This window comes from Cellulomonas sp. EB106-03-03-XG116 (assembly GCF_058792015.1).
This window is the reverse complement of record NZ_JBYTEP010000049.1, coordinates 19,193-30,497: the sequence shown is the minus strand read 5'-3', so window position 1 is coordinate 30,497 and position 11,305 is coordinate 19,193. Positions and strand designations below refer to the sequence as shown.

Here is an 11,305-nt window from a genome sequence, read left to right as displayed (position 1 = left end):
CCCCCACACCCAACCCCCCCCCCCCCAGATCAGGCGCCATGTCTCGTGGGCTCGGAGATGGGGAGAAGAGACACGTCCAGGCCCGCGCGGGCGGGCCGGCGGCCGGGCTGCGGGGCGTCCGCGGAGAGCCTGCGCTGCAGCACCTCGGTGCTGACGACGCGGTGCGCGGCCGCCGGGGCGAACCCCAGGCGCGCGAGGAACCGGTGCATGCCGCGCGCGCCGGGCAGCGGCACCGCGAGGACGTCGGTCGCGCCGACCCGGCGCGCCTCCTCCACCACGCCGCCGAGCAGCGCGTGCCCCACGCCGCGGCGCCGGGCGCCCTCGGCCACGTAGACGGCCTCGATCGACACCGTCACCTCGTCGGTGAACAGGCTCGGGCCCACGATCCGGGCGAGCACCAGGCCGCACAGCTCGTCGTCCAGCGTCCCGACCAGGCCCACCGCGCCGGGCTCGGCCACGAGCGCGCCGATCTGGTGCCGCAGCCGGTCGGCGTCGTCGGTGCAGAGCTGCGCCCCGACCAGGGACTCGGAGCGGGCCGCGAGGCTCAGCGAGACGAGGACGTCCAGGTCCTCGGGACGGGCGGGACGGACGGCGACGGGCGAACGCACGGTGCGACGACCTCCTGGACTACTCGGACGGCGCGGTGACACCGGTGTCCCCGCGATCCTGCTGCGCCCCCCGCGGCATCGCCCGATCATGGCGCACGACGTGGGCGTCTGCCTAGTCGCGGGAGCGCTCCCCTCCGGTCGCCGCGCGCGGAGGCGCAGGTCACCGCGCGGCGCCGTGGCGCGTCTCACTCCACCGGGTGAACGCTGCTCCGTCCGGGCGGCGCCGCCGGACACCTCCTGCGGTCCCCTCCCGGACGAATCGGACACGCCGCACGGCGCGCCGACGTGACCTACGTCTCAAACCTGCTTGTAATCGCCCCGAAACGCAGCATCCCTACTGTCACGCCAACCCACTCGCGGCCTCCTGACCCTCCGCGAGCCCGCTGCCGACAGGTCGACCCCGTCGACCACGACCGGACGGAGGACCAGGTGCGCCGAGTCGCGACCAGGGACCGTTCCACCGCCGGGGCGCACGCCGCCCTCGGCGTGCTCCTCCTCGCAGTTCTCTTCCTCCTCGCCGTGCCGGGCACCGCCCGCGCGGCCGTGGCCGGGTGCGTCGCCGACGCCGCGACCGGCTGCATCAACGGCACGATCCGCACGGCGGACCAGCAACCCGCGGTCGGCGTCGTCCTCGACGTCGAGGGTCCGGGCGGGACGACGCAGGCCACCACGGACGCCGAGGGCCGCTGGACGGCGGCCGTCACCGAGGCCGGCACGTACACCGTCACCCTCGACGAGGCCACGCTGCCCGCCGGCGAGAGCCTGCGGGACCCGGCCCAGAACCCGCGCACCGTCACGGTCGCGCTCGGGTCGTCCGCCGGGGCGCTGTTCCCGCTGGGCGCGCCCGCGGACACCGGCGGCGGTAACGGCTCCGACGAGGACCCCGACGCCGCGCCCGACCCGGAGAGCACCGCGCCCGCGGACAGCGCAGGTGAGGTCGGCGCACCCGTGGGCAGCTCGGACACGGGCTCGTTCTCCTGGGGCCGGCTCGCCCAGCAGGCCAGCAGCGGCCTCGTGTTCGGCGTGCTGCTCGCCCTCGCGTCGGTCGGCCTGTCGCTGATCTACGGCACGACCGGCCTGTCCAACTTCGCGCACGGCGAGCAGGTCACGCTCGGCGCCATCGTCGCCTACCTGGCGGTGCAGTCCTTCGGGCTGCCGCTGCTCGTCGCCGGCGTGGTCGCCGTGCTGGTGGGCGCCGCGTCCGGCTGGATCCAGGACGCCGGGATCTGGCACCCGCTGCGCAAGCGCCGGGTGGGCACGACCCAGCAGATGATCGTCACGATCGGCCTGTCGATGGCGCTGCAGTACACGTACCAGTTCTTCTTCGGCGGCGGCGCGCTGCGCATCGTCACCACCACGCCGACGATGGTCACGCTCGGCCCGGTGCGGATCAGCGCCACCTCGCTGTGGTCGCTGCTCATCGCCGCCGTCGTGCTGGCGGGCGTCGCGTACTTCCTGCTCGGCACCCGGGTCGGCCGCGCCACCCGCGCGGTGTCGGACAACCCGGCGCTGGCCGCGGCGTCGGGCATCACGGTCGACCGGATCGTCCGGCTGGTCTGGGTGCTCGGTGCGGCGCTGGCGGCGCTGGGCGGCGTGCTCATGGGCCTCTACCTCAACGCGACCTCCTGGAACATGGGCGGCGCCCTGCTGCTCCTGATGTTCGCGGCGGTCACGCTCGGCGGCCTCGGGCAGGCGTTCGGCGCGCTGGCCGGGTCGATCGTCATCGGCCTGGTCGTCGAGATGTCGAACCTCGTCATCCCGAGCGACATGCGCTACGCCGGCGCCCTGCTCATCCTCATCCTCGTCCTGCTGCTGCGGCCCCAGGGCATCCTCGGCCGCGCCGAGCGGATCGGTTAAGGAGCCGACATGGACTGGTCCCGCATCCTCGTCAACGTCGCGGGCGAGATCTTCGCCCCGACGACCGCCGCCTACGCGCTCGCCGCCATCGGCCTCAACGTGCACTTCGGCCTCACGGGCCTGCTGAACTTCGGCCAGGCCGGGTTCATGCTGCTCGGCGCCTACGGCTTCGCGATCTCCACCATCGCCGGCTGGCCGCTGTGGGCCGCCGTGCTCGTCGCGATCGCCTGCGCCGCCGTGTTCGGCCTGCTGCTCGGCATCCCGACCCTCAAGCTCCGCGGCGACTACCTGGCGATCGTCACCATCGCCGCCGCGGAGATCGTCCGGCTCGTCGGCCGGTCGACCGCGCTCACCGAGCTGACCGGCGCGTCGTCCGGCCTGCGCGGCAACTCCTACAAGGACACCTTCCAGGACGCGTCGCCGTTCCCGGACGGGACGTTCGCCCTCGGGCCGTTCGAGTACGCGATGAACGCCTCGAACTCCTGGTGGGTGCGCATCGTCGGCTGGGCCGTCGTCGCCCTCGCCTGCCTGCTCGTGTGGCTGCTGATCCGCAGCCCGTGGGGCCGGGTGCTCAAGGGCATCCGGGAGGACGAGGACGCCGTGCGCTCGCTCGGCAAGAACGTCTACTCCTACAAGATGCAGGCCCTGGTGCTCGGCGGCGTGATCGGCGCCGTCGCGGGCATCATCTACGTCCTGCCACGCGCCGTGCAGCCCGACTCGATGGGACGCCCGATGACGTTCTTCATCTGGACGATCCTGCTGCTCGGCGGGGCCGCGACGGTGTTCGGGCCCGTCCTCGGGTCGATCATCTTCTGGGTGTCGCTCATGCTCATCAAGTCGGTCATGCGCGCCGGGGTGCCCGAGTCGATCATGCGCACCGAGCAGATCGAGCAGTTCGGCTGGATCATCGTGGGCGTCACGCTGATGCTCCTGGTGATCTTCCGGCCACAAGGCATCCTCGGCGACAAGAAGGAGCTGGCGATCGATGTCCGCTGACCTCCCCCGGGGCCACGTCCCCGCCGCCACGCCGCACGCCACCACCGCGTCCGGCCGGGACCGCGTCACCGCCGACCTGGCGCACGTCGCGCACACCCCCGGCGTGCCCAAGCCCGACGCGATCGTCGTCGCCGACCAGGTCACCCGGCACTTCGGCGGCATGACCGCCGTCGACGTCGGGCACCTCGAGGTGCAGCGCGGCGCGATCACCGCGCTCATCGGGCCGAACGGCGCCGGCAAGACGACGCTGTTCAACCTGCTCACCGGGTTCGACAAGCCGTCGACCGGCACCTGGTCCTTCGAGGGCCGGTCCCTGTCGGGGGTCTCGGCGGCGCGGGTCGCCCGGTCCGGCATGGTGCGCACGTTCCAGCTCACCAAGGCGCTGTCGCGCATGACCGTGATCGAGAACATGAAGCTCGGCGCCACGAGGCAGTCCGGCGAGAACCTGTTCACCGCCCTGATCCCGCCGCTGTGGAAGGCGCGGGAGAAGGAGATCACCGAGCAGGCCGAGGAGCTGCTGGTCCGGTTCAAGCTCGACGCCAAGCGCGACGACTACGCCGGGTCCCTGTCCGGCGGCCAGCGCAAGCTGCTCGAGATGGCGCGCGCGCTGATGTCGAAGCCCACGATGGTCATGCTCGACGAGCCGATGGCCGGCGTGAACCCCGCGCTCACCCAGTCGCTGCTCGGGCACATCCAGGCCCTGCGCGAGGAGGGCACCACGGTGCTCTTCGTCGAGCACGACATGCACATGGTCCGGCACATCTCGGACTGGGTGGTCGTGATGGCCGAGGGCAGGATCGTCGCCGAGGGCCCGCCCGAGGACGTCATGGCCGACCAGGCCGTCATCGACGCCTACCTCGGCGCGCACCACGACACCGACCTCGGCGACGACGCGCTGCTGGACGACGGCAGCATCGAGCAGCTCGAGGCCGAGGAGCAGGCGAACCAGGCGGCGGCCGCGGCGGCCGCCTCCCCGACGACCGAGGAGGGCTCGCGATGAGCACCGCCGTGCAGGGGTCCGACCCCTCGACCGTCCACCGCGGCGCGCCCGCCGGGGAGCCGCTGCTCGCGGCGACCGACCTGGTGGCCGGCTACGTGCCGGGCGTCAACATCCTCAACGACTGCAACCTGGTCGTGCACCCCGGCGAGCTCGTCGGCATCATCGGCCCGAACGGCGCGGGGAAGTCGACGCTGCTCAAGGCGCTGTTCGGGCTCGTGGCCATCCGGTCCGGCTCGGTCGTGCTGAAGGGCGAGGAGATCACGAACCACCGGGCCGACTCGCTGGTCCGGCGCGGCGTCGGGTTCGTGCCGCAGACCAACAACGTGTTCCCGTCGCTGTCCATCCAGGAGAACCTGGAGATGGGGCTGTTCCAGGCGCCGAAGCGGTTCACCGAGCGGTTCGACTTCATCGTCGACCTGTTCCCGGTGCTGGGCGAGCGGCGCAAGCAGCGCGCCGGGTCGCTGTCCGGCGGCGAGCGGCAGATGGTCGCGATGGCCCGCGCGCTGATGATGGACCCGTCGGTGCTGCTGCTCGACGAGCCGTCCGCCGGCCTGTCGCCGGTGCGTCAGGACGAGACGTTCCTGCGCACCCGGAAGATCAACAAGGCCGGGGTGTCGGTGGTCATCGTCGAGCAGAACGCCCGACGCTGCCTGCAGATCTGCGACCGGGCGTACGTGCTCGACCAGGGGTCGAACGCCTACTCCGGCCCGGGGCGCGAGCTGATGAACGACGCGAAGGTGATCGAGCTGTACCTCGGCACCCTGGCGACGGACGTCGAGGCCGCCGCGGCGGACCGCCCGCCGACCGCGCCGCCGGCACCGCCCGCCGACCCGCCGGCGCCGCCGGCCGCGCCCTCGGCGCCGCCGGCCGGCTGAGGGCCGCCGCCCGAGGGCGGCTGATCACGAGTGCACATCGGACACGTCGAGTGCCTATCCCCCGGATAGGCACTCGACGTGTCTGGTAGGCACTCGACGTCGTCGGTGCCGGCGGGCGCGCGGTGCCGGTTGCGCGCGAGGTCGTCGGGTACGCCGGCGGCTCAGGCGCGGAACCGCCGACCCCGGCGGCGAGGCCCGGGAGGGCACGTCCCGTGCGCGCGGTCAGGCGTGCACGTGTCCGTCGTGCTCGTGCGCGCGGTCAGGCGCGCACGTGGTCGTGCTCGTGCACGTGCACGTGACCGTCGTGGTCGTGCACGTGCGCGTGGTCGGCGTCCTCGTCGAACGGCGGCATGCCCAGGCGCGCGCGGACCTCCGGGCGGCGCAGCGGCGGCACCGTCGCCGGCGGGCGCCGCCGCTCGGGCAGCTCGTCGAGCAGCCGCGTCACGATGGCGGCGATCTCGTCGACCGCGCGGTCGAGCGGCTCGGCCGTCGCGGCGCTCACCGACTGCACGCCGGTGACCTTGCGGACGAACTGACGGGCCGCGGCCACGATCTCCTCGTCGGTCGCGGCGGGCTCGAGGCCCCGCAGCGTGGTGATGTTCCGGCACATGCCGCCCACGGTAGGTCGGCCCCCGCCGCGCGGGAAGCCCCCCGGGTGTCCGGGACGCGCCTCAGCCGGCCGACGGGTAGACGATCTGCTGCACGGCCCACCGGTTGCCGTCGGGGTCGGCGAAGAACAGGAACCGCCCCCAGGGGTAGTCCTGCACCTCCCCCACGTCGAGCCCGCGGCCGGCGAGGTCCTCGCGCGCAGCCTCGATGTCCGCGACGACGAGCTGCAGCCCCTCGACGGAGCCGGGCGGCATCGTCGTCAGCCCGGTCCCGATCGCGATGGACGCCCCCGAGCCGGGTGGCGTCAGCTGCACGAACCGGATGCCGCCGCCGACCTCGTGGTCGTGGTCGAGCACGAACCCGGCGCGCTGCGTGTAGAAGTCCTTGGCCCGGTCCACGTCGGAGACGGGCACCTGCACGAGCTCCAGTCGGTAGTCCATGCCCGGACGCTACGCCCGAGGACCGACACGGCCCTCGCCCGCCGGGGACGACCGAGGGCCCGGGACGCCGCACGCGTCCCGGGCCCTGGTCGCCCGGAGGCCGGTCCCCTGCTCCGGCCCGAGGCTCAGGCGTCCGTCGTCACTCGCCGACGGAGCCCTCGACCGCCTTCACCCAGACGTTCTTGTTGTCGGCGCCGTACTTGTACACGCCGATGAACGCGGACGACGGGTCGTTGTCCTCGTTGAACGGTCCGACGCCGGCCTGGCCGACGTACTGGATGTCCTCGCCCGCGTCGAGCAGCTCGACGCAGTCCGCGTAGGAGGTGCACTCCTCGCCGCCGTCGGCACCCGACACCGCGGCCATGTTGGCCTGGATCGTGGGGCCGTCGGTGCCGCCGCCCTTGACCGCCGCGAGGGCCGCCAGGATGGTCGCGTCGTACGACTCGGGGCCGTAGGCGTAGTCCGTCAGCGCGGGGTCGACCTCCTTCAGGCGGGCCTGGAAGTCGTCGCTCGGGAACGCGCCGGGGATGGTGCCCTGCGCGCCCTCGAGGGTGCCCGGGTCGAAGTCCGCGGAGTAGTCGGCCGTGTTGCCGTCGACCATGTAGATCGTGGCCGGGTCGACGCCGGCGGCGACGAGCTCCGGGATGATCTGCTTGGTCTGCTCGAACGCCAGGACCACGACGGCGTCGGGGCTGGTCGCCATGAGCGCGGTGACGTCGGTCGCGAAGCTGCTCGCGGCCGGGTCGAACTCCTCGCCCTCGTTGCCGTAGACGACCGTGGCGCCGGCCTCCTCGACGGTCGACTTGACCACGTTGCGCAGCGAGGTGCCGTAGTCGTCGTTGAACACCAGGATGCCGATGTTCGCGTGGCCGTCGCCGGTGATGAGGTTGCCCAGCGCGGCGCCCTGGACGGTGTCCGGCGGCGCGGTGCGGAAGTAGAAGTCCGAGTAGCCCGACAGGGACGTCGCGGTGTTCGCCGGGGAGATCTGCACGATCTCGGCGCCGGTGATGTCGTCGACGACGTTGAGCGTGACCGACGAGGACGCCGCACCGACGATGACCTGGACGTCCTGCGAGATGAGGTCCGTGACCGACTGGGTCGCGACCTCGGCGTGGTCGGCGTCGGACGAGTCCGCGTGGATGACCTCGACGTCCGAGCCGAGGACGCCGCCCGCCTCGTTGATCTCCTGGACGGCCAGGTCGACGCCCGCGATCTCGGGCGGGCCGAGGTACGCCAGCGTGCCGGTCTGGGGCAGCAGGGTGCCGATGATCAGCGGGCCGGCGTCGCCGTCCGCCGTCTCGTCGCCGCCCGACCCGCCGTCGTCGCCGCCGGCGCACGCGGTGAGCACGAGCGCGACGGCGCCGGCGAGAGCCGCCGCCTGGACGGCATGTGTCGTACGAATCATGCGTGGTACTCCTGTCGGTGAGTACTGCCTGCCGGGACCCCCGGCCGGATGCCGGGGGCGAGCCACCGGCGGTGTGTGGCCGTGAAGGTATGCGCCCCATGTGTCCGCCGCGTGTCGTGCATGTCACACCGGATGACCGGTGCCGATTCGTGACCTTCCCGCGGGAAGGCGCGGATCGTGGCACGACACGCCGACCGGGTGTGGCGTGGATCACATCGTGGACACGACAGGCTGCGCCGACAGCACGAGGCCCGGCCCACCGTGCGGTGGACCGGGCCTCGGGAGACTCAGGACGCGGGGATCAGGAGGCGCCGCCGACCTGGTCGATGACGGCGTCGGCGACCTCGCGCATGGTGAGGCGGCGGTCCATGGACGTCTTCTGGATCCAGCGGAACGACTCCGGCTCCGTCAGGCCCATCTTGGTCATGAGCAGGCCCTTGGCGCGGTCGACGCGCTTGCGGGTCTCGAACCGCTCGGCGAGGTCGGCGACCTCGGACTCGAGCGCCGTGATCTGCGCGTAGCGGGAGATCGCGATCTCCACCGCCGGCAGCAGGTCGGCCGGGCTGAACGGCTTGACCACGTAGGCCATGGCGCCGGCATCCCGGGCGCGCTCGACGAGCTCGGTCTGCGAGAAGGCGGTGAGCAGCACGACCGGCGCGAGGTGCGCCTTCGCGATGCGCTCTGCCGCGGAGATGCCGTCGAGCACGGGCATCTTGACGTCCATGACGACGACGTCGGGCTTGAGCTCGGTCGCGAGGGCCACGGCTCGCTCGCCGTCGCCCGCCTCGCCCACGACGTCGAAGCCCGCCTCGCGGAGCGTCTCGACGACGTCCATCCGGATGAGGGCCTCGTCCTCCGCCACGACCGCGCGGCGGGCGGGCTTGGCGGCCGCCTCGGGCGCCTGCTCGGCCGCGCGGGCCTGCGGGATGTCGAGGTCGAGGGTGGGTTCGGCGGCGTTCTCGTCGCCGCTCGGCGTCGCGTCCTGGGTGCTCACGAGGAGAGATTCTAGGACCTCGGGCGGTTCCGGCGCGTCCCCGGGCCTGTGAACCTGCGCACGCCGACCGGTCGGTAGCGATCGCGGGGACGGCGCGCCTCCGGCCGTGCGGGGGTCACGCGGCGCCGTCGACCACCGACCGTGGGTCCGCGACCGCCGCCGGCGCCGCCCGCTGCACCGGGCGCACCGGTCCCGCCGGACGCGTCCGCAGCCACCGCGCGAAGGCGGCCGCGGGCATCGGCCGCCCGTGGAGGTAGCCCTGGACGCGGTCGCAGCCGAGCTCACGGAGCAGGTCCTCCGTCTCCCGGTCCTCGACGCCCTCCGCGACGAGCCGCAGACCCAGGTGGTGCGCGAGCTCCACGGTGCCCGACACGATCGCCCGCGTGCGCGGGTCCGCGAGCGCCCGGGCGGTGAACGAGCGGTCCAGCTTCAGCTCCTCCGCCGGGAGGTCGTTGAGGTAGGCCAGCGAGGAGTAGCCGGTGCCGTAGTCGTCGATGCTCAGGCCGATGCCGCGGTTCGCCAGCCGGTGGGTCACCTCGACGGCGCGGTCCGGGTCGTCCATCAGCGTGGTCTCGGTGATCTCGAGCACCAGCGCACCCGGCGCGAGCCCCGACCGCGCGAGCGCGTCGTCGACCACCTCGAGCAGACCCGGCTCGCCCAGGCTCGACGTGGAGAGGTTGACCGCGACGCGCACGGCGCACCCCTGGTCCGCCCAATCCGCTGCCGCGCGGGTGGCCTGGTCGAGGACGCGCCGGGTGAGCCGGCCCATGAGCCCGTGCTCCTCGGCGAGCGCCAGGAACGCGGACGGCGGGAGGACACCGTGCTCGGGGTGCTCCCAGCGCACCAGCGCCTCGGCGCCGACGACCCGGCCGTCTGCGGCGTCGACCTGCGGCTGGAAGTGCGTGGTGATGCGCCCGTCCCGCGGGTGGCCGTCCACGTCGAGCGCTCGGCGCAGCGCGTCCACCCGATCGCGCTCGTCCCGCGCCCGCGCGTCCGACTCGCGGTCGTACAGCCGCACGCCGCCCCCGGCCGCCTTGGCGTCGTACATCGCGGCGTCCGCGCACCGCAGCAGACCGGACGCCGCGCGGGCACCCACGGCCGTCGTCGCGACGCCGACGCTCGCCTCGAGCCGGACGACGCGCCCCTCGACCCCGATCGGCCGGGTCAGCTCGCGCCGCAGCTCCCGTCCGAGCGCCACCGCGGCGTCCGCGTCGGCGTCCACGAGGGCGACGGCGAACTCGTCGCCCCCGAGCCGCGCCACGAGACCCCGGCTGCCGACGGTCCCTGCCAGCCGGGCGGCAGCAGCCCGGATGACGCCGTCGCCGACGGCGTGCCCGAACCGGTCGTTGACCTCCTTGAACCGGTCGAGGTCGATCACCAGGAGGGCGCCGCGCGGATCGGCCGCGACGGCGCGGACGTGCTCGACGAGGGCGCGGCGGTTGGCGACCCCCGTCAGCGGGTCGGTGCGGGCCTCCTGCCGCACCGTGGCCAGCTGCGCGAGGTCGCGCACGAGCCGCAGCACCCGGGCACCGCCGCCCACCACCGCGACCGCGGCGAGCGCGGACGACACCGGGTTCTCCCCCGGCACCAGCGCGTCCACCACCAGGATCACCACGCCCGCGGCCATCACGACGAGGGCGCCCAGCGTCGTGTCCTGGGACGCCGCCTCCTGCGGCGGGAGGGCGCGCGCCCGCCCGACGCGGAGCACCGCCGTGACCAGCACCAGACCTGCCCACGCCACGACGACGACCGCGCCGGGCGTCGCGCCGGGCCCGCGGAGCAGAGTCGTCAGCTCGATGGCCGCGACCAGCGCCAGGGCGAGGGCCAGCGCCCACGCCCGCAGGTCGCGGCGCAGACCGGCGATCGCGAGCACGGTGCCCGCGGTGCCCAGGGCCACCATCAGCGCCGCGAGCCGGACCAGGACGAGCTGGGTCGCCCACCACGGGGCGCTGCCCGCCGCATCGCCGACGAGGAGGTTCCCGATCGACAGGACGGCAGCCCCCGCGCTGACGCCGTTGAGCCAGTCCCCCGGGTCGGAGAGCGCCGAGCGGATCCGGTTCCAGTGCACGAGCCCGTGGTACAGCGCAGCGGCGGTGAGGACCGCGGCGGCGGTGAAGGCCGCGCCGTGCGGCCCGCCCACGGACGCCAGGACGGCCTCGGTCGCGAGGCCGCCGGCGAGCGACCAGGCGGCCACGGCTGCCCACCGCCACGTGACGTGGTCGCCGTCCCGGTGCCGGTCGGACCCCCGGAGCATCCCGCCCGCGAGCGCAGCGGCGGCCGACGCGGCCACGATGAGCGCGACGGGCGCGGGTCCCCGCAGAGCCAGCGCGGCGGCGGCCAGCGCGGCGGCGGCCAGCGCGGCGGCGGTCGCGAGCAGGACGGCGGAGCGGGTCCGGGGGCGCGGGGCGCGGCCGGGAGGGGTGGTGGTCATCGGGGCTTTCCTGGTGTCGGGCGGGCGCGAGGAGCGCGCCACCGGCTGCGTCGTCGCCGCCCGGGCCGTCGTCGACCGTCCGGGGGACGC

10 protein-coding genes are annotated in these 11,305 nt (G+C 74.1%); 4 read left to right on the top strand and 6 right to left on the bottom strand.

Translation table 11 applies throughout. The features are described 5' to 3' along the window. Window positions 1-29: 29 nt before the first annotated feature. Window positions 30-608, bottom strand: a complete 579-nt coding sequence (locus AC3WUG_RS15815) for a GNAT family N-acetyltransferase (RefSeq protein ID WP_492328541.1) — start codon at window positions 606-608, stop codon at window positions 30-32. Between the two features lie 429 nt (window positions 609-1,037). Here AC3WUG_RS15815 and AC3WUG_RS15810 point away from each other — a divergent pair, with 429 nt between their 5' ends. The 4 genes from AC3WUG_RS15810 to AC3WUG_RS15795 are packed head-to-tail and all read left to right on the top strand — an operon-like array spanning window position 1,038 to window position 5,336. Then, the gene (locus AC3WUG_RS15810; RefSeq protein ID WP_492328540.1) at window positions 1,038-2,465 is read left to right on the top strand and encodes a branched-chain amino acid ABC transporter permease; all 1,428 of its coding nucleotides are present in this window, start codon (window positions 1,038-1,040) and stop codon (window positions 2,463-2,465) included. Between the two features lie 9 nt (window positions 2,466-2,474). Continuing rightward, complete coding sequence (locus AC3WUG_RS15805; protein WP_492328539.1) at window positions 2,475-3,461, top strand: branched-chain amino acid ABC transporter permease; 987 nt, start codon at window positions 2,475-2,477, stop codon at window positions 3,459-3,461. Continuing rightward, window positions 3,451-4,461, top strand: a complete 1,011-nt coding sequence (locus tag AC3WUG_RS15800; RefSeq protein WP_492328538.1) for an ABC transporter ATP-binding protein — start codon at window positions 3,451-3,453, stop codon at window positions 4,459-4,461. Before AC3WUG_RS15805 ends, AC3WUG_RS15800 begins: the two co-directional genes overlap by 11 nt. Then, window positions 4,458-5,336: an ABC transporter ATP-binding protein gene (locus AC3WUG_RS15795; RefSeq protein ID WP_492328537.1), complete on the top strand. Its 879-nt coding sequence runs from the start codon at window positions 4,458-4,460 to the stop codon at window positions 5,334-5,336. The genes AC3WUG_RS15800 and AC3WUG_RS15795 overlap by 4 nt, the downstream gene beginning before the upstream one ends. A gap of 259 nt (window positions 5,337-5,595) precedes the next feature. Here the strand turns inward: AC3WUG_RS15795 and AC3WUG_RS15790 are convergent, their stop codons facing one another. The 5 genes from AC3WUG_RS15790 to AC3WUG_RS15770 all read right to left on the bottom strand — a co-directional run bounded on the left by AC3WUG_RS15790 (window position 5,596) and on the right by AC3WUG_RS15770 (window position 11,215). Beyond that, window positions 5,596-5,946 (bottom strand): DUF2277 domain-containing protein, encoded by a 351-nt coding sequence (locus AC3WUG_RS15790; protein WP_492328536.1) that lies wholly within the window; start codon window positions 5,944-5,946, stop codon window positions 5,596-5,598. A gap of 61 nt (window positions 5,947-6,007) precedes the next feature. Beyond that, window positions 6,008-6,385 carry a VOC family protein gene (locus AC3WUG_RS15785; protein WP_492328535.1) on the bottom strand — a complete coding sequence of 126 codons (378 nt, stop codon included), beginning with the start codon at window positions 6,383-6,385 and terminating at the stop codon, window positions 6,008-6,010. A gap of 139 nt (window positions 6,386-6,524) precedes the next feature. After that, window positions 6,525-7,790, bottom strand: coding sequence for an ABC transporter substrate-binding protein (locus AC3WUG_RS15780; RefSeq protein WP_492328534.1), 1,266 nt, complete (start codon window positions 7,788-7,790; stop codon window positions 6,525-6,527). Between the two features lie 301 nt (window positions 7,791-8,091). Further along, window positions 8,092-8,718, bottom strand: coding sequence for an ANTAR domain-containing response regulator (locus AC3WUG_RS15775; RefSeq protein ID WP_492328542.1), 627 nt, complete (start codon window positions 8,716-8,718; stop codon window positions 8,092-8,094). Between the two features lie 181 nt (window positions 8,719-8,899). Next, window positions 8,900-11,215 (bottom strand): putative bifunctional diguanylate cyclase/phosphodiesterase, encoded by a 2,316-nt coding sequence (locus AC3WUG_RS15770; protein WP_492328533.1) that lies wholly within the window; start codon window positions 11,213-11,215, stop codon window positions 8,900-8,902. Window positions 11,216-11,305 lie beyond the last annotated feature (90 nt).